This is a genomic window from Pseudomonas sp. Irchel 3H9 (assembly GCF_900187495.1).
Classification (GTDB): Bacteria; Pseudomonadota; Gammaproteobacteria; order Pseudomonadales; family Pseudomonadaceae; genus Aquipseudomonas; species Aquipseudomonas sivasensis.
Window position 1 is genome coordinate 380761 of record NZ_FYDK01000003.1, and the last position, 21508, is coordinate 402268.

Sequence of the window (21508 nt, forward strand, 5' to 3'; positions counted from 1 at the left end):
CGATTAGCCGCCAGGTACCAACTCGAAGCGCCCGCCGCCCTCCAATAACGTTTTATCGCGTACTGAGGCGGCGGCATTCGAGAGATAGGTGTCAATCTGCACCTGCGCTGAAAACACCCGCCCGCTGACAGGCTGCCCTGCCTTCAACAGCACCAGCGCTTGGTCCGGCCTCAGGTGACCACCGCGCTCCGCCCTGTTGTGCATCGGCGCCAACTCTATCGCCTGGCCATCGAGCACTGGCTGCTGCAGCGTCAGGTCAAACCGCCCCTCCCCGCCAAACCTGAAACCTTGACCATCGGCCGGCACGCCCATAAAACGCAGGGCTATAACCCTAGCGTCGGCGCACACCACACTCACACGCACCATGCGTTTACCCAGGAAAACCCCGCGAGCATCAGGCTTTGAAACGGGGCGCAGAAGCCCGTAATCAATTTGCGGTTGGCTCACTGACAGGTGGCACTCAGAAGCCGACGCCTCAAAAACCGTCAATAGGCTCACCACCGCCGCGAGCATCCCTGACGTCAGAGCACTTTTAGCTGCAGACCGCCGCTGTGTTTTCATAAAGTTGGCCTTCATCGATTTGTTCCGACAGTTCGAGTTGTAGTTTGCAGGAGGTCGCGTTCGGCGATGACACGGTCAAGATTTGTGGCGCGTCGATGTTATTCAGGAAAATCAGGCCGTCTCCGACGACGGAGGTCAGGAATGCATTGTCTGCCGTAAGCACCGAAGCACCTTTGGGTAACGCTTGGCCACTCTGATCGACGGCACGCAACAGCACCCTCCTGACCTTAACCACTTCAAAGTCGACCTTGCTGAATGAGCCTCGTCCAACTTCCAGGGATTGGGTGCCGTTCTTGATATCTACCTGCCGTGGCAGGGATTTGCCTTCCACCTCGACAAGGCTGCTCTGATAAGCGGGCAATCCCGGTATCACCGCCATTCCCCACCGATCGGTCCATACAGGCCCCTGGGGTGTAGTGATACGCGCGCCCGACACATCGCCGACCGATGCAACCCCAAACGTATCCTCGACCCTGTACGGAGACAGCGTCAGCCCCCGCTCATGAGCCACGACTGCACCCTGCAACTGACCGCTATAGCTGGTGTTGGTCGAGTCCCGGTTGATGCCCAGGCCCAACTGAGCATAACGGGACGTCATGTTCAGCAAACCGCCCTGCGCATGCCGGGCGGCCGTACCAAGGTCGCTGTCAGCGCGCAGTTCATAATTGAGTGTGTCGTCGACGCGTTCGTTGAAGGCTGCGCCAATACTCGATCGACGCCCCTGGTGCCTGGCGGTAGAAGTGAGCGAACGATCCCCCCCCAAGGGAACACTTACTTGCAAACGCACGCCTAGCCCATCGTTGTTGTTCTTGTTAGTGCCAGAAGTGCCAACTTGCGAGTCCACGCTCAACCCGACATTGGCGTACCTGAACTGCTTGTTCCAGGCGCCATGCACATACTGAGAGGCGCTACTGTTGAAGTTTGCAGCACGGGTGTATCCAATCGTGAACACACCCAATTGCGGGTCCGCCCAGCTGAGACCTGCCGTGTATTGGTTTTTGAACCGCGAGTTCGCCAACTCACCACTGTCAGCGCGCACACTATCGAGCACATCACGATAGCCAGGTGTCTGGGTCGTAGCGCTCAGGGTCATCTGCACGTCACCCGGCAGCACGCTGCCCAACGAAACGCTATTACGCACACCCCGTACGTTGTTCTTGTCGTCCCGTGAGAGGTTGTTACGCAGACCAACAGAGAATCGCTGCGCGAAACTGCTGTCCAGCGCAAGCCCCACCGAATTGTAATGATCGGTAACCTGCACACCCGAACTGAGGGCCGTGGCGGGGGTGAGCGCCCAGGTCCCGCTTGCCACGGCCAGCATAGGCTCATCGGCACCGCTACGTTCCACATCCCGTATCTTGCCGACGGCCGCGGTATACCCAGACTTCACCGGCATCGCATCGCGAAACGAAGCGGCCGGCACTACAAAGCTACGCTGTCCGCCACGGGTCTCAATGACCCGTACATCAAGGTCACTCGTGCCGTTGAGCAACGGCAGGTTGCTCAATGCAAACGGCCCTTCCGGCACGACTGTTGTGTAGATCAGTGCGCCCGACTGGCGTACCTCTATCCGAGACTGACTAAGGGCCTGGCCTTCGACCACTACTCCATTACCGCCGGCACCGCCGTCGACACCGTCTGGAGACAGTTGGAAACCGGTCAGTTGCACCCCGCCGAACACCGGGCTGTTACCGGATATCTGCCCCACCTGGAGGGTCGACGCCAACCGCGCAATATCCCGTTGCGCATAGGCGTACAGGTGCTCGGCCCCAGACCGACCATCGGTAGAGATATAGAGCTGACGACTGCGCGCAATCCAATCGCCTACGTTAAACCCCACCTCCGTGGACGCCGATAGAAAACGGCCCCTGGCATCGCGCGAATGACTGTTGATGCCTTGCACGTCATAGTTGAGCAAGCCCGCCGCTCCACCTCGAGCGAAATGACCAGTGGCTCGTTGCGGCTCACGGATCGCCTGGGTGGGAACGACGATCGCTACCTCCTCATTGCCCGGACGCAGGTTCAATTCCGTGCTGGGAAACTCGGTAAGGAAGTCATGGCAGGCCTGGTCAGCAGAAACCTGTTTATCTATCACTGAAGCAGGTACACGCAGCCCCGCTCGGTCCAGCAAGCCACGGGTAAAGCACAACGCCCCTTCATGGTTGAACCGCGCATCGGTCAATCCAACGCGATCACCATTAACCGTCAGATCAACAACCCGAACACCTTCAGTGAATCGTGGCGCGTCTCGAAAATAGCGGGCAACCGAAGGATCGAGTCCGCGATGCTGCAAGATAGTCAGATCGAATTCCAGCGGGTGCGCCCCGGGCCCGGCGTAAACGTGTCCTGCGGCGCCAGAAAACATCGCTACGCAGGCTGAGAGACTGACTCGGTTGAACTTAAAAGGCGCTGCGGCCTTTTTACCCCCACACCGTTTTTTACCAACAGCGCCGGTAACCTCGTTTATTTTTCCCATACGAGGTCAAGGCATGTTGGCTAGGAGCAAGGCATCGTAGTTGTCTACGGTAAATCCATAAACAGTGGCAGGCATGATGGTGACTGACGTGGCATCAGGGTGAGCGCTTGAAAATTCAGCGCTCAGCACCTCACCCGGCAAGATATAGGTGCGTGAAAGATAGGCTTTGGCTTTTTGCGGGTTCAGTTGCACCTCGGCGGCCAAACGAACGACATAGGGACTGTCGTTATGCACGCTCAACGTTTTGCCCTGCAGGCGCCAGGTCAGTAACTCCCAAGGCGCATTGTGCTGTGGCAGTCCCTTGGGATGGAGAATCAGCGGCAGGTTTTGTCGCAGGCTGATACCGATCGTCGCACCCGAGCCTGGCTGGGTTTGTGGGATACCCTCGAAGGTGACACGCTTCAAACGCTGAGTCTTGAGCGGTTCCTTGCCAATCAACATGAACCTCACCATTTGCAGTTGGCCACCATCCACCCTTGCAACCGGGGGAGTGACAACCACCAAGGGTTCCAGGTCTTCCGGAGCATCTTCAATAGCCGAATGGAGTAGCGCAGGCCCGACGTCAGTATTTTTGACGTTAATACTGGCCTCGCCATCGGACTCATTTAGCACAATGACAGTGGTTTCAGGCTCCATGCCATCGGCGTACGCCACACCGCATAAAATAAAGTTAACGCACACGCTAAACGCTAAAAAGAACTTCGACTTGGAGACGATACACATCCGACGTTTCCTTTACTTCGAACACAGCAAAACAGTCAGAACACGTTAAAACTTCAAACACCTAAAGTTTCAACGTGTGCTGACCGACTCAACATTGCTTACAAGTAACGTAACTCTAGGGTGGCATGGCCATCCAGATTGATACCCTCACCGACGGAGAAAGCAGAGGTCTTGTTGATAACCCCTTGCACTTGCAAGTTTCCGGAAACCACTGAAAGCTTAATCGGCGTAGTGGTCCCAGACGCCCAGCTTGTCAAATGCGGAGGCTGTGCCAGGGCCCCGTCGCCGACAGACCAAGTAACGCCGTTATTGTTCGAACCATTAACCCTGACCGTTTTACCGTCAGCAACGGTATTGGCCATGAACATAACGTAACCGCCAACTTTCTCACCTTTGGATGACGTGCCTAGCCCATAGTTAAAGGTGTCAACATAGGTCTGATTAAATGCACTTCGCATCATACCAGGCACTTTACTGCTTGCACGATTGTCCTGTGTCTTGATGCTTACCAAAGTAGGTGCATCGCATTTGACGGTAAAGGGCGTGCTTTTTTTATCCAACTTTGTGTAATGGGTGGCACTTAGCGAACTCGGTCGAATCATACCGTAATCAAATACCGAGTTGACTATCGTAAAGCTGCAGCTTGCGGGCGCGATGGTTCCTTTAACACGGACATCAGCTGCTTGGGCATTGAGCACCGTCGCAGCCAAACATACACCCATCATTACAATAATTTTATTTTTCAAACTTATCACCTTTAACAAAAAAATGGATAGCCACAGATAAAACTCGCCCATAGGCCTGGCACTGAAAAAATTCACTGCAGAGCGCCGTCGCCCCGCCGAAAAGCAATCAGCCCCAGTTGACCATTAGGGTAGTTATGTTCAGATGTACTTCAGTTCCAGCGTGGCATGACCGTCCAGCTTGATTTCATTACTGAGGCTGAGAGCGGATGTCTTATTAAGAATGGCCCGAACGTTTAGCGTACCGGACAGCGTGGAAAACTTCAGCGGTGTAAGGTCACCCGACCACCAGCTGGTCAAGACAGGAGTTTGCGCCATGGCACCGGCGATACCGCGCCAAACGCCACCATTGTCGAATGACTGCATAATATTGACAGCCTTGCCATCAGCCACCGAACTTCTCATGTATAAAATATAACCGCCGATATGTTCACCATTACCGGTATTACCAAGCCCGTAGTTATAGTTATCATTGTACTGCGAGCCATATTGAAGCGTTATGCCACCCACTTTACTTGCCGCACGATTATCCGTTGCACTTATAGCGACCCGAGCTTGTGCAGCACACTTTATGACGAACGGAGTGCTTTTGTTTGGTAACGGACTATATTGGGTGGCGCTTAAAGAGCTCGGATTGATTTTGCCATAATCAATGGTCGAATTTGTGAGTGTAAAACTGCAACTGGAAGGTGCAATGGAGCCTTTGACACGTAAGTCCGCAGCTTGAACGCTCAGGCAAGCAACTGCAAGGAACACGCCCCCAAACAAAGCACTTTTATTTTTCATATACAGTCCACCTTACTATCAAAGATCATTTATCCGCGCACAACTAAAAACTCAAACTATCTAAAAGCCAATCTTACAAGCCCACATTTAAAAGCCGCCCACACCGAACGCTCAACTATAAATAAATAACACCTAGGCAAAATCGCCGGACCGAAGTATTAACACTCCACCCCTTCAATTAAACCGGAAAAAATATCAATGATTGTAAGAGTACTCAGCGGCAGCCATTCCACACTGGAATATTCGTTGTGCGAATCAAAACAACAACTTGGAGGACTAATACAGAAGCATGTAGGAATTAGTTACCAATCCCATAAATAAAGCCCCGGAAATCAAGGACTACGGCATCTGTTAACTTTGTAATGCAATCGTCATGAAAATCTCCTACAACCCGCATCGGCAATTTCCGCTGAAGCCCTGATTGGAAATCCTATGGCGCTACGCGTTGGCGCCAGCGGTCGATCGTGGCACGATGGTCAGGTTATCGACCGAGACCCCCAAACCATGCCGCAATCCCAAGCCAAGAATCTGTCCCTGATCGCCGCCATAGACCTGGGTTCCAATAGCTTTCACATGGTCGTGGCCAAGGCCCAGAACGGCGAAATCCGCATCCTTGAACGGCTCGGCGAGAAAGTGCAACTGGCTGCCGGGATCGACGACGCCCGCCAGCTCAATGAAGAATCCATGCAGCGCGGGCTCGATTGCCTCAAGCGTTTTGCGCAGCTGATTAACGGTATGCCCCTGGGCGCGGTGCGGATTGTCGGCACTAATGCCCTGCGCGAAGCGCGCAATCGCGGCGAATTCATCCGCCGCGCCGAGGAAATCCTCGGCCACCCGGTAGAAGTCATCTCCGGCCGTGAAGAAGCGCGCCTGATCTATCTAGGCGTGTCCCACACCTTGGCCGACACCCCCGGCAAGCGTCTGGTGGCGGACATCGGCGGCGGCAGTACCGAGTTCATCATCGGCCAGCGTTTCGAACCACTGCTGCGCGAAAGCCTGCAGATGGGTTGCGTCAGCTATACCCAACGTTACTTTAAGGACGGCAAGATCACTCCGGCGCGCTACGCCCAGGCCTACACCGCAGCGCGGCTGGAAATCATGAGTATCGAACACGCCCTGCACCGCCTGACCTGGGATGAGGCCATCGGCTCGTCTGGCACCATCCGTGCTATCGGCCTGGCACTCAAGGCCGGCGGCCATGGCACGGGTGAGGTCAACGCCGAAGGCCTGGCGTGGCTCAAGCGCAAGCTATTCAAACTGGGGGACGCCGAGAAAATCGACTTCGACGGCATCAAGCCCGACCGTCGCACCATTTTCCCGGCCGGCCTGGCGATTCTCGAAGCCATCTTCGACGCCCTCGAACTGCAACGCATGGACCACTGTGACGGCGCCCTGCGCGAAGGTGTGCTCTACGACCTGCTGGGCCGCCATCACCACGAGGACGTACGTGAGCGCACGCTCAGCTCGCTGATGGAGCGTTATCACGTCGACCTGGAACAAGCCGCCCGTGTGGAACGCAAAGCCTTGCACGCGTTCGACCAAGTGGCCGAGGACTGGGACCTGGAAGACGGCGTATGGCGAGAGCTGCTGGGCTGGGCCGCCAAGGTGCATGAGGTAGGCCTGGATATCGCCCACTACCACTACCACAAGCACGGCGCCTACCTGATCGAGCACTCCGACCTGGCCGGGTTCTCCCGGGAAGACCAGCAGATGCTCGCACTGCTGGTGCGCGGCCATCGTCGCAATATTCCCAAGGATAAGTTTGCCGAGTTCGGTGATGAAGGCATCAAGCTGATCCGCCTGTGCGTACTGCTGCGCTTCGCGATCCTGTTCCACCACATTCGCGGCACCCAGGAAATGCCCCAGGTGAGCCTGCGCGCCAATGGCGAGAGCCTGGATGTCGTGTTCCCGAAAGGCTGGCTGGATGAGAACCAACTGACCCAGGCGGACTTCGCCCAGGAAGCGGAGTGGCTGACACGAGTGGGGTTCAGCCTGAACCTGCGCTAGAGAACACCGGAAACAACTGTGGGAGGGGGCTTGCTCCCGATGGCGGTGGACCAGTCAATGAATCTGTTGACTGACACTCCCTCATCGGGAGCAAGCCCCCTCCCACATTTTCAGACCGCGTCGGTGCTTAGTTCACCGACAGAATCGGACTGCCCAACTTCTCCAGCAACGTCGCCTGCGCACTGCGTGGGTTCTGGTTGCCGGTCGGCGTGTTGCGCACGTAACGGCCGTCGGATTGCAGGCTCCAGCTGTGGGTGTTGTCGGTCAGGTAGCTTTCCAGCTCTTTCTTGACCCGCATGATCAGCTTCTTGCCCTCTACAGGGAAGCAGGTCTCCACACGCTTATCCAGGTTGCGCTCCATCCAGTCTGCACTGGACAGGAACATCTGCTCTTCGCCGCCGTTGAGGAAGTAGAACACCCGCGTGTGCTCCAGGAAGCGGCCGATGATCGAACGCACATGGATATTGTGCGACACGCCAACAATGCCCGGACGCAGGCAGCACATGCCACGCACCACCAAGTCGATACGCACGCCGGACTGGCTGGCCTTGTACAGCGCGCGGATGATCTTCGGATCGGTCAGCGAGTTGAACTTGGCAATGATGTGCGCCGGTTTGCCGTCGAGGGCGAACTGGGTTTCGCGGGCAATCATGTCGAGCATGCCCTTCTTCAGGGTGAACGGCGCGTGCAGCAGCTTCTTCATGCGCAAGGTCTTGCCCATGCCGATTAACTGGCTGAACAACTTGCCGACGTCTTCACACAAGGCGTCGTCGGAAGTCAGCAGGCTGTAGTCGGTATAGAGCTTGGCGTTGCCAGCGTGGTAGTTGCCGGTACCCAAGTGGGCGTAGCGCACGATCTCACCCGCTTCGCGGCGCAGGATCAGCATCATCTTGGCGTGTGTCTTGAAGCCCACCACGCCGTAGATCACCACCGCGCCGGCCGCTTGCAGACGGCTGGCCAGTTGCAGGTTGGACTCTTCGTCGAACCGCGCACGCAACTCGATCACCGCGGTGACTTCCTTGCCGTTGCGCGCAGCGTCCACCAGGGCATCGACGATTTCCGAGTTGGCGCCGCTGCGGTACAGGGTCTGGCGTACGGCCAACACGTGCGGATCCTTGGCGGCCTGGCGCAGCAGGTCGACCACCGGAGTGAAGGACTCGAACGGGTGCAGCAGCAGGATGTCCTGCTTGCTCACAACGCTGAAGATGTTCTCGCTGTTTTGCAGCAGTTTCGGGATCTGCGGCGTGAACGGCGTGTATTGCAGCTCCGGGTGGCTGTCCAGGCCGGTGATGCTGAACAGACGCGTCAGGTTCACCGGACCGTTGACCTGATACAACTCGGTCTCGCCCAGGTTGAACTGCTTGAGCAGGTAGTCCGACAGGTGTTTCGGGCAGGTGTCGGCCACTTCCAGGCGCACCGCATCGCCGTAGCGCCGCGAGAACAGCTCGCCGCGCAGGGCACGGGCCAAGTCTTCGACGTCTTCGGAGTCGAGCGCCAGGTCGGCGTTACGGGTCAGGCGGAACTGGTAGCAGCCCTTGACCTTCATGCCTTGGAACAGATCATCGGCGTGGGCGTGGATCATCGAGGACAGGAATACATAGTTGTCGCCAGCGCCCCCCACCTCTTCCGGCACCTTGATGATCCGTGGCAGCAAACGCGGCGCCGGGATGATCGCCAGGCCGGAATCGCGACCGAAGGCGTCGATACCTTCCAGCTCAACGATGAAGTTGAGGCTCTTGTTCACCAGCAACGGGAACGGGTGCGTCGGGTCGAGGCCGATCGGCGTGATGATTGGCGCGATCTCGTCACGGAAATAGCGACGCACCCACGTTTTGATCTTGGTGGTCCAGTGACGGCGACGGATGAAGCGGACCTGATGTTTTTCCAGCTCCGGCAGCAGGATGTCGTTGAGGATCGCGTATTGGCGGTCCACATGGCCGTGCACCAGCTCGCTGATGCGCGCCAACGCCTGGTGCGGTTGCAGGCCGTCGGCGCCGGCTTGTTCGCGGGCGAAGGTGATCTGCTTTTTGAGGCCGGCAACACGGATCTCGAAGAACTCGTCCAGGTTGCTGGAGAAAATCAGCAGGAATTTCAGCCGCTCCAGCAACGGGTAGGACTCATCCAGCGCCTGTTCCAGCACGCGGATGTTGAATTGCAGTTGCGACAGCTCGCGGTGGATGTAAAGGCTGCTGTCATCCAGGTTGGTCACCATCGGCACTGGCGCCGGCGCTGGTACTTCGGCCACCAAGGCAGGCGGAGCCGGTTCCAGCTCCGGCGGGGTCTCGGCGACTTGTTCAACCACCGGGTGAGCGTCTTTTACTGCAACTTCGGAGAGTCCTTCGGTATTCATCGAGTGTTCCTGTGAGGGCTATTGTTGCTCTCTAAGCAATTGGGCGGCGCGGGCGGCAAAGTAGGTCAGAATGCCATCAGCTCCGGCACGTTTAAAGGCCGTCAGGGATTCCAGAATCACCCCTTCACTCAACCATCCATTCTGTATTGCAGCCATGTGCATGGCGTATTCGCCGCTGACCTGATAGACAAAGGTCGGCACCTTGAATTCATCTTTGACCCGCCAAAGGATGTCCAGGTACGGCATCCCCGGCTTGACCATCACCATGTCGGCGCCTTCGGCCAGATCGGCCGCCACTTCGTGCAAGGCTTCATGGCTATTGGCAGGATCCATCTGGTAAGAGGCCTTGTTGGCCTTGCCCAAATTCAGTGCCGAGCCCACCGCGTCCCGGAACGGGCCGTAGTAGGCGCTGGCGTACTTCGCTGAATAGGCCATGATTCGCACATTGACGTGGCCGGCCAGCTCCAGGGCTTCGCGAATCGCCTGGATGCGGCCGTCCATCATGTCCGAAGGTGCGACCACCTGGGCGCCTGCCGCGGCGTGGGACAAGGCCTGCCTGACCAACGCATCGACGGTGATGTCGTTCTGAACATAGCCGTCTTCGTCAAGGATGCCATCCTGACCGTGGGTCGTGAACGGGTCCAACGCCACGTCGGTGATCACCCCCAACTCAGGGAAACGCTCGCGCAGAGCACGTGTTGCGCGCTGGGCGATCCCTTGCGGGTTCCAGGCTTCGGCCGCATCGAGGGACTTGAGTTCAGCCGGCGTGACCGGGAACAGCGCCAACGCCGGAATCCCCAGTTCGACCCAACCCGCCGCCTCTTCCAGCAGCAGATCAATGGTCAGACGCTCCACCCCCGGCATCGACGCAACGGCTTCCCGACGATTTTCGCCATCGAGCACAAACACCGGCAGGATCAGATCATTCGTCGTCAGTACGTTTTCACGAACCAGACGGCGAGAAAAATCATCACGGCGATTGCGACGCAGACGAGTGGCTGGGAACAGGCGATTGGCAGGGGTAAAGCTCACGACAGACTCCTGAGCCCGGGTTTACGGGCGAGCGTTGCAGTTATAAGCGGCCATTATGACGAAGGTATGACAGTTGTGCTTATCGATGCGACCTGTAGTCGCATTCGTCGTTTATGTAGGAATTGTTCACTTCGTGACACATCTCGATACTTTCATGAATGTTCACGAAGGCGTAGGCTGCGCGTTCATTTCGCCAGCACCCAGACCATGCTTCAACAATTTCTGCATGACTTCGGCTACTTTGCCCTCTTCCTCGGGACGTTCTTTGAAGGCGAGACCATTCTGGTGCTCGCAGGCTTCCTGGCGTTCCGTGGCTATATGGATATCAACCTGGTGGTAGTCGTTGCCTTCTTTGGCAGCTACGCCGGCGACCAGCTTTGGTATTACATGGGGCGCAAGCACGGCCGCAAACTGCTGGCACGCAAGCCGCGCTGGCAACTGATGGGCGACAAAGCACTGGAACATATCCGCAAACACCCGGATATCTGGGTGCTGAGTTTCCGCTTCGTCTACGGATTGCGCACGGTGATGCCGGTCGCGATTGGTCTGTCGGGCTACCCGCCACTGCGCTACCTGATCCTCAACGGGATTGGTGCTGCCATCTGGGCCGCGGCTTTGGGTGCGGCGGCTTATCACTTCGGCGCAGTACTGGAAGGCATGCTCGGCAGCGTCAAAAAGTACGAATTGTGGGTGCTCGGCGCGTTGTTGTTACTAGGCTTTGGCCTGTGGCTGCGGCGCCGCTTCAAGAACGCTCGAATCGCCCGCCAGGCCTGTGCAGATGCCAAGGCCCGGCTCGCAGCCGAGCCTGCCTCGATCGAAGCGCCTAAGACACCAGTCGAGTAAGCCGGCTTCTACAGCAGTAGAGGCCGATCACGCTGAGCAGGCTATAACTCAGCAGCCCAAGCCAGCCCAAGTGGCTGGCCGGCCACAGCCCCACCTGCGGTGCCAGCCACACCAGCGGTACATTCAATGCCAGCCGTACCAGCTCAGCCTTCAAGGTCCACGGGCGATTCTCCAGAGCCACGCCCAACGTAAACAACCCAAACGCCATCGCACCCCAGCCCACAATCAGCGCGGTGGCGGGCAAACCCTCGCCGAAATTCATCAAATAGCTGCCAAACCCCACATAAGCAGCAAACTGCAGGGCGATGTACACCTGTTGGCGCGCGTCCAGCGGCACGTCGAATTTGCGGAACTGGCTCAAGTCAGGCTTGGCCAGGGGGTATTTGGCCTTCACGTCCGCAGGGCGCCAGCCGGTGCGCATGAACCAGATGCGCAGCTTGTCCCACTTACTCTCGGTACGCCGTGCATCGCTCCAAAGCTGCGCATAAAACTGCAAGTTGGCCCACAGCGGGTTCCAACTCGCCAAGGGGGTCGTCACACCAAAAACCACCGGTTCGTTGTCGTCTTCTTCCTGGAAGGTGCCGAACAGCCGGTCCCAAAGAATGAACACCCCGCCGTAGTTGCGATCCATGTAAAGAGCGTTCTGTGCATGGTGGGCCCGATGATTGGATGGCGTGACGAAGAACCACTCGAACCAGCCGAGCTTGGACACATGACGGGTGTGCACCCAGAATTGATAGAGCAGGTTGAGCGAGGCGACGCTGATGAATACCACCAACGGCACACCGAGCACGGCCAGGGGCAGGTAGAAAATCCAGCTCAGCAGAAACCCGGTGCTGGTCTGGCGCAGGGCGGTGCTGAGGTTGTAGTCCTCGCTCTGATGATGCACCGAGTGCGCGGCCCACAGGATATTGCGCTCGTGCCCCATCCGGTGCAGCCAGTAGTAGCAGAAGTCGTAGAGCACAAAGGCGAAGACCCAGGTCCAGACACTCTGGGCAGGCAGTTCTATCAGCGCCAAGTGCTTGAGGGCGAATGCGTAGGTCAGCAGCCCGACGCCCTTGGTCAACAACCCCGTGGTGGTGGACAGCACGCCGGTGCTGAGGCTGTTGATGGCGTCCGCGACCCGGTAGTTGCGCTGGCCGCGCCAACGGTCAGCGAGCAATTCCACCACGATCAAGGCGATGAAAAACGGTACCGCGTAAGGCACGAAGTCCATGAGCTAGTCCGGTCTATTGTTGTGGCATCAAGATTAGGTGCAGCGACGCGAGATCCCATTGGCAACAGGTTACAAATTAGTAGACATTTAACGCCAAGATCCCAGGAGAAATGCCCATGAGCAAAAAGATTGCAGTGATCCTTTCCGGCTGCGGCGTGTATGACGGCGCAGAGATCCAAGAAAGCGTGATCACCCTGCTGCGCCTGGACCAGCGCGGCGCTCAGGTCCAATGCTTTGCCCCCGACATTCCACAGCTGCACGTAGTCAACCATCTCACCGGTGAAGAGATGCCTGAGTCACGTAATGTGCTGGTGGAGTCGGCGCGCATTGCCCGAGGCGAGGTGAAGGACATCAAAGAGGCCAATGCCGAAGAGTTCGATGCGTTGATCGTGCCCGGCGGGTTTGGTGCGGCGAAGAACCTGTCGGACTTTGCTGTGAAAGGCGCAGAGTGCAGCGTTAATCCACAAGTATTGGCACTGGCTGAAGCCTTTGCCGAAGCCGGAAAGCCGGTCGGGCTGATCTGCATCTCACCGGCCCTGGCCGCAAAAATCTACGGCCCAGGCGTGACCTGCACCATCGGCAACGACACCGACACCGTCGCAGCCCTGGACAAAATGGGCGCCTCCCATCAGGAGTGCGCGGTTGAAGATATCGCCGAAGACACCGCGCGCAAGCTCGTGAGTACGCCGGCCTATATGCTCGGCAAGAACATCAGCGAGGTGGCTTCAGGCATCAACAAGCTGGTGGATCGGGTGTTGGAACTGACCCACGAAAACGACTGATCCGCTCACACAACACTAGATTTTGGTGAGCGGGCTTGCCCCGGGCGAGGTACGGAAGTCAGGCGGGGCGCATCAACTGGGTGAGGATGCGGTCGAGCGAGTTGGCGAACGCCTGCTTATCCTTCTCGCTATGGGGCGGCGGCCCACCGCCCATCTGGCCTTGCTCACGCAGATCGGTAAACAGGTTACGCACCGCCAACCGCTCACTCATGTTCGCGGGGCTGAACTCCTTGCCCCGCGGGTCGAGCGCCGTGACACCCTTTTTCACAAGGCGGTCGGCCAACGGCACATCGCTGCAGATCACCAGTTCGCCGGGCACGGCGTGCTCTACCAAGTAATCATCCGCCGCGTCCGGACCACTGGGCACCACGATCAGCTTCACGCAGGCAAAGCTCGGCTTGATCTGGCTCTGCCCAGCCACCAGCACCACCTCGAACTGGCGTTTGAGGGCAAACTTCACCACTTGGTCCTTGGCCGCCCGAGGGCAGGCATCGGCGTCAATCCATACCCGCATAGTCAAGCCGTCACGCGGCGTTTTTCGGCCAAACGACTGCGACCATACAGCACCACAATCGCCAGGATCGCTAAGGCCTGGGCGCTCAACGAATACGCGTCGGCGTGGATACCCAGCCAGTCGAAATCAAAGAATGCCACTGGCCGCGTGCCGAAGATGCCGGCTTCCTGCAACGCCTTGACGCCATGTCCGGCGAACACCACCGACAGCGCGCACAGTAGCGCCGCGTTGATGCCGAAGAACAGCGCCAGCGGCAACCTCGCCGAACCGCGCAGGATTACCCAAGCCAGGCCCACCAGCAGCACCAGCGCCGTTGCACCGCCCGCCAGCACAGCGTTGTGCCCGGCCGGGCCGGCTTGAAGCCACAGGGTTTCGTAGAACAGGATTACTTCGAACAGCTCGCGGTATACCGAGAAGAACGCCAGCACCGCGAAACCAAAACGCCCACCACCGCCCACCAAGCTGCTCTTGATGTAGTCCTGCCACGCCGCTGCATGGCGGCGATCATGCATCCAGACGCCCAGCCACAGCACCATGACACTGGCGAACAGTGCCGTGCAGCCTTCAAGCAATTCGCGCTGGGCCCCACTGACATCAATGACATACGCCGCCAATGCCCAGGTGGCCAAGCCCGCCAGCAACGCCAGGCCCCAGCCGACGTTAACGCTACGCACCGCCGATTGCTGGCCGGTGTTACGCAGGAAGGCAAGGATCGCTGCCAGCACCAAAATTGCTTCCAGGCCTTCGCGCAGCAGGATCAGCAGGCCTGAGATGTAGCTCAACGACCAACTCAAACCGTCGCTGCCCAGCAAACCGGCGGATTCGGTGAGCTTGCCCTTGGCCACGTCCAGGCGCTGCTGCACCTGCTCAATCGGCAAGCCATCCTGCAACGACTGACGGTAGGCCATCAGGGCCTTCTCGGTGTCTTTGCGCACGTTAGCATCGACGTTATCCAGGGAGCTTTCCACCAGCTCGAAACCTTCCAGATAAGCCGCTACGGACAGGTCGTAGGCTTGTTCGTGGTCGCCATTACGGAACGCGGCGAGGCTTTTGTCCAAGGTCGTTGCGGTGTAGTCGAGCAACTGGGCCGGGCCACGCTTGACCTGCGGTGGTTGCGCACGCTGGGCGCGGAAGGTTGCGGCAGCGGCCGGGCCGTCTGCGGCCAACACTTCGTTGGGGGTTCGGCGAGCCAGATCGGCGAGGTTGAAGGGCTGCTCACTTTTTGCCGCAGCCGGGTCAGCGGTGAAGCCAGCGATGTAGGTCGCCAGGTCCCAACGCTGACGGTCGTCCAACTGATCGGCAAAGGACGGCATATCGGTGCCTTCGACGCCCAGGCCCAGGGTGTTATAGATCGCGTAGAGGCTCAGACGATCCAGGCGCGCGGCATCCCGCAGGTTGGCAGGCGGCGGTGTGAGGCCCACGCCCGCCGGGCCATCACCCGCGCCGGCAGTGCCGTGGCACACCGAGCAATGCTGGGCATAGAGCGGTGCACCGCGCGTCGGGTCGGGCGTGATGGCCGGGGCCTGACTGACTTCATACGCGACGGCCAACTTGGCGCCCAACTGACGGGCCTGCCGGGCGACGGTCGCGCCATCCTCATGCGCGTTGACAGCTGACAGTAATTCATCAACGCCCTTTACCAGCTCGGCACGCTCGGGTCTTTGCGGCAAGTCCGCCACCAACCCCTGCAACACCCCGAGAAACTCCACCTGCTCGCGAAATTCCGAATCATCCACCACCTTGCCCGCCTCCACCGTCGGCGGATAGTCAGCGCCAATGTAGTCCAGCAAATGCAGGGCTTGTGGCGCGCCTTCGGCAGTTGCCGCCAACAGGTTGGAGCTGCACGACATCAACGCCGGCAACATCAGCCAGGCGAGAAAACGGAAGGGGGCAGTCATGAACGAATCTCAAAGGGAAATACGAAGTAACACATTGTTAAGGCTTATCCGGTTTGACTCAAGGTGTAAGTGATGGGGTGCGGATAAGGACCCTGGATTTTTGCAGTCGAATAGTGGCACTTCGGCATGGCTTACCCATATAGGCTCCAAATCAGTTCACTCAAACAGGTAACAGCTATTAACCGCGAGGATCTGGCCATGCTCTGGAGAACTCCCACAGCCACTCAACCGTACTGGGCCTGACGCTGGTGGAGGATTTCAGCCGGTCAACACACGCACCTTTGAGATCACCTCGGCATTTACCACCACGGTGAGGGCCAGGACACCAAACTGGTGAACAGCCGCAATGTGCGCGTTAGCCTGAACCGCCCGAATGGTATGAAAGAAGTGGCAAAGGCACTCGGAGAGGATGTGGAGCAATTGGGTGGTGGGCATCAAGCGCCCAACCTACCGGTGTTGCGTAATAACGTGCCTAGGAATGAAGCGCCGAAGACTTTGCGCAGAGCGGTGATCCTCTGGGCGACACAAACCCAATGTGAGAGGGGGCTTGCTCCCGATAGCAGTGTCTCAGTCAGTTTAGCTGAAGCTGAGACACCGCCATCGGGAGCAAGCCCCCTCCCACACTTTTGACCCCGTTTCTTCAGTTATGCCGTGGCGCGGTGCAAGCTGGCCAGGAAACCCGCAGCCCCAACGAACAATCCGGCAAACGTGCGGTTAACACGTTTTTGCTGCTTAGGCGTACGCAACAGCCGCAGCACTTTTGACGCCAATCCCGTATATCCCGCCATCACGATCATATCGACGCTGATCATCGTCGCGCCCAGGATCAGATACTGGATCAGCAAAGGCGCCTGCGGGTTCACGAACTGCGGCAGTACCGCCAACATGAACACTAGGGCTTTTGGATTGCTGGCGTTGACCAGAAAGCCACGGAACATCATCGCCATCGGCTTGCCGATCGGACGTGGCGCCGCGTCATCGGTCATGTCCATGGGCAAGGCGCGCCATTGCTTGATAGCCAGGTACACCAGGTACGCCACACCAAACCATTTGATCGCATAGAACGCGGTCGACGACGCCGCCAGAATGGCACCCAAGCCGCCCGCCACCACAGCAATCTGCATCGCCAGGCCCAATTGCAGGCCAATGGCGTTCCAATAACCGCGCACGAAACCATATTGCAGGCCGCTGGACATCGAAGCGATGGCACCGGCGCCAGGGGAAAGGGAGATGATCCAACTGGCCAGGAAAAAGGCCAGCCACGTATCGAGTGCCATTGCACACCTCGGGAGAGAGTCAGCGATTGTTGTGCCTAAAGCTAACTCCGCCGACCAGAGGCTGGCTATAGATTTTTACGCGCGGTGAATGCTAGCGGTCACCAGGAAACACATGGGTGCCTGGCCAGCGTCGTACAGAGCGTTGGAAGAATAGGCTGTTTGGGACCTGCACCATCGCGCTGTCGGTGCCGGCTTCCGCCACTTCGATCAGCGTGGTGTAGAGCAGATTGATTGCCACCACACGGCCTTTCACCCCCGGTTTGTCGACCGTATCCACCAGCTCGACGATGTCACCAATGCGGAACGGCCCAACGGTGAAGATTAAGATCGCGCACAGCAGGTTCGACAGCACCGACCACATCGCGAAGAACGCTACGGCGGCAACCGCAACAAACCCCGACAGCGCCGTCCACAACACCGTGGCGGACACGCCCAGGCGACCCAGCACGAAGATCAGCGCACTGCCCATGATCAGCCAGCGCAAGCCACCGCGCAGCGGCATCAACAGTTGCGGCGGAAACGGGTAGCGCTCACCCAAACGGGTCAGGCCTTTGGCAACGAAACGCTGGGCGAGGTATGCGCCCAGCAGGATCAGCAGGATTTGTACGCCGATCCACGCGGGCTCGACCCATTGCGTGGGTATCGGCAACTGCAACGCCTCCATCAGGACAGCGCCTCCAGCTCCGCTTGCAGGGTTTCAAGCAGTTCGAGGGCTTCCATCCAGGTTTCCTCCAACTGCCCTTCACGGACCTTGAGCTTGGCCTGCTCGGCCAGCAGGTCACGCAGCTCGTCCTTGCGGGCCGCCTCGTATACAGCGCTGTCGCCCAAACTGGCTTCGATCTTGGCCAGGCGCTCGTGAACCTTGCCCAGCTCGGCTTCGAGCTTGTCGGCTTCGCGCTTATGCGGCGCCAACTGTTGGCGCAATGCAGCAGCAGCCTGACGTTGAGCCTTCTTGTCAGTCTTATCCGGGTTAACCGGTGTGTTGCTGACCGGCGCGTTACGCAGACGGTAATCCGTCAGCCAGCGTGCGTAGTCATCGAGGTCGCCGTCGAACTCTTCGACTTTGCCATCTGCGACCAGCAGGAAGTTATCGGTGGTGCTCTTGAGCAAGTGGCGATCGTGAGACACCACCAGCACCGCACCGCTGAACTCCTGCAGGGCCATGGTCAGCGCCAGGCGCATTTCCAGGTCCAGGTGGTTGGTGGGTTCATCGAGCAGCAGCAGGTTTGGGCGGTCCCAGGCGATCAGCGCCAAGGCCAGGCGGGCTTTTTCGCCACCGGAGAAGTTCAGCACCGGCTCATCGATACGCGCACCACGGAAGTCGAAACCACCTAGGAAATCACGCAGGGTTTGCTCGCGCTCGGTCGGCGCCAGGCGTTGCAAGTGCAGCAACGGACTTGCCTTGGAATCGAGAGAGTCCAGCTGATGCTGGGCGAAGTAGCCCACCACCAGGTTCTCACCACGAGTCAGGCGGCCGGCCAAAGGTTGCAGTTCGCCCGAGAGGTTCTTGATCAGGGTCGACTTGCCCGCGCCGTTGGGGCCGAGCAAACCGATGCGCGCGCCTGGCGTGAGCTGCAGTTTGACCTTTTCCAGGATGGTTTTTTCGCCATAACCCAGGCGAGCATCCGAGAGGTCCAACAAGGGACTGGAGATCTTCACCGACTCGCGGAACACAAAGTCGAATGGCGAATCGACGTGGGCCGCCGACAGTTCTTCCATGCGCTCCAACGCCTTGATCCGGCTTTGGGCCTGACGGGCCTTGGTGGCCTGGGCCTTGAACCGTGCGATGTAGCTTTCCATGTGCGCACGCTGCGCCTGCTGCTTCTCGAACGCCTGCTGCTGCTGGGCCAGGCGCTCGGCACGCGCACGTTCGAACGCGGTGTAGCCGCCACGGTAGAGGGTGATCTTCTTCTGTTCGACGTGGGCGATGTTGTCGACCACAGCATCGAGGAAATCCCGGTCGTGGGAAATCAGCAGCAAGGTGCCCTGGTAGCTCTTGAGGAAGTCTTCCAGCCACAGGATCGCATCGAGGTCCAAGTGGTTGGTTGGTTCGTCGAGCAGCAACAGGTCCGAGGGGCACATCAGCGCCTGGGCCAAGTTAAGGCGCATGCGCCAGCCACCGGAAAAGTCGGCGACCTGCCGATCCATCTGCTCGTTGGTGAAGCCAAGGCCGGCAAGCATCTTGCGGGCGCGGGCGTCGGCGGTGTAGCCGTCGGCGCTGTCGAGTTCCGCGTGCAGGCGGGCCTGTGCGGCGCCATCCTGGGCTTTCTCGGCCTCGGCCAGGTCGTGTTGCACCTGGCGCAGACGCAGGTCGCCATCGAGCACGTAGTCGATCGCGATGCGGTCCAGGGTGTCGATCTCCTGGCGCATATGGGCGATGCGCCAGTCGGCGGGCAGCAAGCAGTCCCCGGAATCCGGGGTCAGCTCACCCAGCAACAGGGCAAACAACGTGGATTTGCCGGCGCCGTTGGCACCGATCAGGCCGGCTTTGTGACCGGCGTGCAGGGTCAGCTCGGCGTCTTCGAGAAGACGTTGCGGGCCACGCTGTAATGTTAGGCTTTGAAGTCGGATCATAATGGCGGCGGAGTCTACCAGCTTCGTTGCCCGCTGGCTTGGGTGTGAATATGTGCGCTGACCTGTGGAGCTTTGCCCTCTCGACTTACGCCCGTCCGGGCGTGGAAGCCGCTTGTCTGCGCTTGCAGGAACAAGGAGCGGATGTGTGCCTGCTGCTGTGTGGGGCATGGCTGGAACATCGTGGCGTGGCGCTGACCTGCGAGCGCATTCAAGCGTTAACACAGATAGCCGGGCCGTGGCAGAAGCAAGTCATCGAGCCCTTGCGACAAGTGCGCGTGCAATGGCGGACGTTGGCGCAGCAGGACGAACAGCTGGCGGCGTTACGGGAGCGGGTCAAAGCCCTGGAGTTGGAGGCGGAGCGCGGGCTACTGACACGCCTGGAGGCGCTGGCACAGAACTGGATGAGCGCAGAGGTGAGCGGGGGTCAGAAATGGCTTGAAGGACTGGGGGCTGAGGCGGCCAACAACCTTGACCACGACGCGCTGCAACACTTGCGCGCCGTGGCCACCGGCACTTAGGAAGCGCTGGTTGGGGTGGTGTTCGATGCTGCCGGTGCAGGAGTGCTGCTGGCCGGTGCTGTTGGAGCGGTGGAGGCTGTCGGGGCGGTTGCAGTTGTTGCTGGTTTTGCAGCAGCAGGCTTAACAGCTGGTTTTGCAGCTGGTTTTGCAGCGGCAGGCTTAGCAGCTGGCTTGGCGGCTGGCTTTGCAGCAGCAGTCTTGGCAGCTGGCTTGGCGGCTGGTTTTGCAGCAGCAGTCTTGGCAGCTGGCTTGGCGGCTGGTTTTGCAGCAGCAGTCTTGGCAGCTGGCTTGGCGGCTGGTTTTGCAGCAGCAGTCTTAGCAACTGGCTTGGCGGCTGGTTTTGCAGCAGCAGTCTTAGCAACTGGCTTGGCGGCTGGCTTTGCAGCAGCAGTCTTAGCAGCTGGCTTGGCGGCTGGTTTTGCAGCAGCAGTCTTAGCAACTGGCTTGGCGGCTGGTTTTGCAGCAGCAGTCTTAGCAGCTGGCTTGGCGGCTGGTTTTGCAGCAGCAGTCTTAGCAACTGGCTTGGCGGCTGGTTTTGCAGCAGCAGTCTTAGCAGCTGGTTTTGCAGCAGCGGTCTTAGCAGCTGGCTTGGCGGCTGGTTTTGCAGCAGCAGTCTTAGCAGCTGGCTTAGCGGCTGGTTTTGCAGCAGCAGCCTTAGCAGCTGGCTTGGCGGCGGCTTTGGCGGGTGCCTTCGCTGCAACTGCTTTTGCAGGTGTACGAGCGCCCAGCACTTTCGCCACGGCTTCTTTAACACGACCAACGCCCTGGGCCAATTTCAGGCTTTCCTGAGCATCTTTCTTGAGTTGGGAAATGTACGCGCGCGTTTCAGCTTGGCGATCCTTGAGGGCGTCCAGCAGGTCCTCAAGTTCTTTGACAGCGTCTTTGGCTTTGGCTTGTGCCTTGGCCTTGCCGGCGGTGGCGGCGTCTTGCAGTTTGGTACGGGATTTATGCAGCTTTTCTTGCGCCTTACCGCGTTGTTTTTCCAACTTGGCGAGCAGTTTTTCTGCATCGGCCAACGCTTGGGAACACGCGCTTTCCAGATGTTCGAGCAGGCTGCTCGACAGTTGTTGGAGTAAGTGCAACGGGGTATTAACAGGCTTCTGTTTGGCCGACATGGTTTACCTCCTGGCTGACGTGGGTGCGGCTCATACTAGCCCTCTGCTCTTACCGCCGCTAGGGCATGTTGACAGTATCGTTTGCCTTGCGTT

18 protein-coding genes and 1 pseudogene are annotated in these 21508 nt (G+C 58.8%); 5 read left to right on the forward strand and 14 right to left on the reverse strand.

From position 1 onward, the window contains the following. Nucleotides 1–3: 3 nt before the first annotated feature. The 5 genes from CKW32_RS13535 to CKW32_RS13555 all read right to left on the reverse strand — a co-directional run bounded on the left by CKW32_RS13535 (nt 4) and on the right by CKW32_RS13555 (nt 5289). Complete coding sequence (locus CKW32_RS13535; RefSeq protein ID WP_143499371.1) at nt 4–576, reverse strand: hypothetical protein; 573 nt, start codon at nt 574–576, stop codon at nt 4–6. After that, the gene (locus CKW32_RS13540; RefSeq protein WP_256585324.1) at nt 533–3037 is read right to left on the reverse strand and encodes a fimbria/pilus outer membrane usher protein; all 2505 of its coding nucleotides are present in this window, start codon (nt 3035–3037) and stop codon (nt 533–535) included. Before CKW32_RS13540 ends, CKW32_RS13535 begins: the two co-directional genes overlap by 44 nt. A 6-nt stretch (nt 3038–3043) precedes the next feature. After that, the gene (locus CKW32_RS13545; protein ID WP_095185179.1) at nt 3044–3760 is read right to left on the reverse strand and encodes a fimbria/pilus chaperone family protein; all 717 of its coding nucleotides are present in this window, start codon (nt 3758–3760) and stop codon (nt 3044–3046) included. A gap of 98 nt (nt 3761–3858) precedes the next feature. Further along, complete coding sequence (locus tag CKW32_RS13550; RefSeq protein ID WP_143499374.1) at nt 3859–4581, reverse strand: DUF1120 domain-containing protein; 723 nt, start codon at nt 4579–4581, stop codon at nt 3859–3861. Between the two features lie 63 nt (nt 4582–4644). Next, on the reverse strand, nt 4645–5289 hold the full coding sequence (locus tag CKW32_RS13555) for a DUF1120 domain-containing protein (RefSeq protein WP_095185181.1): 645 nt from the start codon (nt 5287–5289) through the stop codon (nt 4645–4647). Nucleotides 5290–5793: 504 nt separating this feature from the next. On the opposite strand from CKW32_RS13555, the gene ppx reads away from it, so the two are divergent. After that, complete coding sequence (gene ppx / locus CKW32_RS13560) at nt 5794–7296, forward strand: exopolyphosphatase (RefSeq protein WP_032884523.1); 1503 nt, start codon at nt 5794–5796, stop codon at nt 7294–7296. A 127-nt stretch (nt 7297–7423) separates the two neighbouring features. Here the strand turns inward: ppx and ppk1 are convergent, their stop codons facing one another. Beyond that, nucleotides 7424–9646 (reverse strand): polyphosphate kinase 1, encoded by a 2223-nt coding sequence (ppk1, locus tag CKW32_RS13565; RefSeq protein ID WP_095185182.1) that lies wholly within the window; start codon nt 9644–9646, stop codon nt 7424–7426. A gap of 18 nt (nt 9647–9664) precedes the next feature. Next, nucleotides 9665–10678, reverse strand: coding sequence for a porphobilinogen synthase (gene hemB, locus CKW32_RS13570; protein ID WP_032884324.1), 1014 nt, complete (start codon nt 10676–10678; stop codon nt 9665–9667). Nucleotides 10679–10885: 207 nt separating this feature from the next. Between hemB and CKW32_RS13575 the strand changes: the two genes are divergently transcribed. Continuing rightward, a complete protein-coding gene (locus CKW32_RS13575) occupies nt 10886–11521 on the forward strand; it encodes a DedA family protein (RefSeq protein ID WP_032884326.1) in 636 nt (211 codons plus the stop codon). On the opposite strand, the gene CKW32_RS13580 is transcribed toward CKW32_RS13575, so the two are convergent. Beyond that, nucleotides 11502–12737 (reverse strand): sterol desaturase family protein, encoded by a 1236-nt coding sequence (locus tag CKW32_RS13580; protein ID WP_095185183.1) that lies wholly within the window; start codon nt 12735–12737, stop codon nt 11502–11504. The two genes, CKW32_RS13575 and CKW32_RS13580, sit on opposite strands and share 20 nt — an antisense overlap. 116 nt (nt 12738–12853) lie before the next feature. On the opposite strand from CKW32_RS13580, the gene elbB reads away from it, so the two are divergent. Then, on the forward strand, nt 12854–13519 hold the full coding sequence (gene elbB / locus CKW32_RS13585) for an isoprenoid biosynthesis glyoxalase ElbB (RefSeq protein WP_032884330.1): 666 nt from the start codon (nt 12854–12856) through the stop codon (nt 13517–13519). A 58-nt stretch (nt 13520–13577) separates the two neighbouring features. On the opposite strand, the gene CKW32_RS13590 is transcribed toward elbB, so the two are convergent. Both CKW32_RS13590 and CKW32_RS13595 read right to left on the reverse strand, forming a co-directional pair. Then, nucleotides 13578–14033, reverse strand: a complete 456-nt coding sequence (locus CKW32_RS13590; RefSeq protein WP_032884331.1) for a YaiI/YqxD family protein — start codon at nt 14031–14033, stop codon at nt 13578–13580. Between the two features lie 2 nt (nt 14034–14035). Then, nucleotides 14036–15931 (reverse strand): cytochrome c/FTR1 family iron permease, encoded by a 1896-nt coding sequence (locus tag CKW32_RS13595; protein ID WP_032884334.1) that lies wholly within the window; start codon nt 15929–15931, stop codon nt 14036–14038. Nucleotides 15932–16134: 203 nt separating this feature from the next. Here CKW32_RS13595 and CKW32_RS28580 point away from each other — a divergent pair. Then, nucleotides 16135–16432 (forward strand): annotated as a pseudogene (locus CKW32_RS28580) (penicillin-binding protein activator LpoB); the annotation flags it as partial. Nucleotides 16433–16575: 143 nt separating this feature from the next. On the opposite strand, the gene CKW32_RS13605 reads toward CKW32_RS28580, so the two are convergent. The 3 genes from CKW32_RS13605 to CKW32_RS13615 form a co-directional block, all read right to left on the reverse strand. Next, entirely contained in the window at nt 16576–17208 is a 633-nt protein-coding gene (locus CKW32_RS13605; protein ID WP_032884337.1) for a LysE family transporter, read from the reverse strand. 91 nt (nt 17209–17299) lie between these two features. Next, nucleotides 17300–17872 carry a mechanosensitive ion channel family protein gene (locus tag CKW32_RS13610; protein WP_032884339.1) on the reverse strand — a complete coding sequence of 191 codons (573 nt, stop codon included), beginning with the start codon at nt 17870–17872 and terminating at the stop codon, nt 17300–17302. After that, a complete protein-coding gene (locus tag CKW32_RS13615) occupies nt 17872–19782 on the reverse strand; it encodes an ATP-binding cassette domain-containing protein (protein ID WP_095185184.1) in 1911 nt (636 codons plus the stop codon). Before CKW32_RS13615 ends, CKW32_RS13610 begins: the two co-directional genes overlap by 1 nt. A 50-nt stretch (nt 19783–19832) precedes the next feature. Here CKW32_RS13615 and CKW32_RS13620 point away from each other — a divergent pair, with 50 nt between their 5' ends. Further along, the gene (locus CKW32_RS13620; RefSeq protein ID WP_095185185.1) at nt 19833–20300 is read left to right on the forward strand and encodes a TIGR02444 family protein; all 468 of its coding nucleotides are present in this window, start codon (nt 19833–19835) and stop codon (nt 20298–20300) included. Here CKW32_RS13620 and CKW32_RS13625 read toward each other — a convergent pair. Beyond that, on the reverse strand, nt 20297–21415 hold the full coding sequence (locus CKW32_RS13625; RefSeq protein WP_095185186.1) for an AlgP family protein: 1119 nt from the start codon (nt 21413–21415) through the stop codon (nt 20297–20299). The genes CKW32_RS13620 and CKW32_RS13625 overlap by 4 nt on opposite strands. Between the last annotated feature and the right edge of the window lie 93 nt (nt 21416–21508).

What these genes read in the sequence shown, in the direction of transcription:
- CKW32_RS13535 (WP_143499371.1), bottom strand. Translation starts at nt 576, where the DNA reads ATGAAGGCCAACTTTATGAAAACACAGCGGCGGTCTGCAGCTAAAAGT.
- CKW32_RS13540 (WP_256585324.1), bottom strand. Translation starts at nt 3,037, where the DNA reads ATGGGAAAAATAAACGAGGTTACCGGCGCTGTTGGTAAAAAACGGTGT.
- CKW32_RS13545 (WP_095185179.1), bottom strand. Translation starts at nt 3,760, where the DNA reads ATGTGTATCGTCTCCAAGTCGAAGTTCTTTTTAGCGTTTAGCGTGTGC.
- CKW32_RS13555 (WP_095185181.1), bottom strand. Translation starts at nt 5,289, where the DNA reads ATGAAAAATAAAAGTGCTTTGTTTGGGGGCGTGTTCCTTGCAGTTGCT.
- ppx (WP_032884523.1), top strand. Translation starts at nt 5,794, where the DNA reads ATGCCGCAATCCCAAGCCAAGAATCTGTCCCTGATCGCCGCCATAGAC.
- ppk1 (WP_095185182.1), bottom strand. Translation starts at nt 9,646, where the DNA reads ATGAATACCGAAGGACTCTCCGAAGTTGCAGTAAAAGACGCTCACCCG.
- CKW32_RS13575 (WP_032884326.1), top strand. Translation starts at nt 10,886, where the DNA reads ATGCTTCAACAATTTCTGCATGACTTCGGCTACTTTGCCCTCTTCCTC.
- CKW32_RS13580 (WP_095185183.1), bottom strand. Translation starts at nt 12,737, where the DNA reads ATGGACTTCGTGCCTTACGCGGTACCGTTTTTCATCGCCTTGATCGTG.
- elbB (WP_032884330.1), top strand. Translation starts at nt 12,854, where the DNA reads ATGAGCAAAAAGATTGCAGTGATCCTTTCCGGCTGCGGCGTGTATGAC.
- CKW32_RS13590 (WP_032884331.1), bottom strand. Translation starts at nt 14,033, where the DNA reads ATGCGGGTATGGATTGACGCCGATGCCTGCCCTCGGGCGGCCAAGGAC.
- CKW32_RS13595 (WP_032884334.1), bottom strand. Translation starts at nt 15,931, where the DNA reads ATGACTGCCCCCTTCCGTTTTCTCGCCTGGCTGATGTTGCCGGCGTTG.
- CKW32_RS13605 (WP_032884337.1), bottom strand. Translation starts at nt 17,208, where the DNA reads ATGGCACTCGATACGTGGCTGGCCTTTTTCCTGGCCAGTTGGATCATC.
- CKW32_RS13610 (WP_032884339.1), bottom strand. Translation starts at nt 17,872, where the DNA reads ATGGAGGCGTTGCAGTTGCCGATACCCACGCAATGGGTCGAGCCCGCG.
- CKW32_RS13615 (WP_095185184.1), bottom strand. Translation starts at nt 19,782, where the DNA reads ATGATCCGACTTCAAAGCCTAACATTACAGCGTGGCCCGCAACGTCTT.
- CKW32_RS13620 (WP_095185185.1), top strand. Translation starts at nt 19,833, where the DNA reads ATGTGCGCTGACCTGTGGAGCTTTGCCCTCTCGACTTACGCCCGTCCG.
- CKW32_RS13625 (WP_095185186.1), bottom strand. Translation starts at nt 21,415, where the DNA reads ATGTCGGCCAAACAGAAGCCTGTTAATACCCCGTTGCACTTACTCCAA.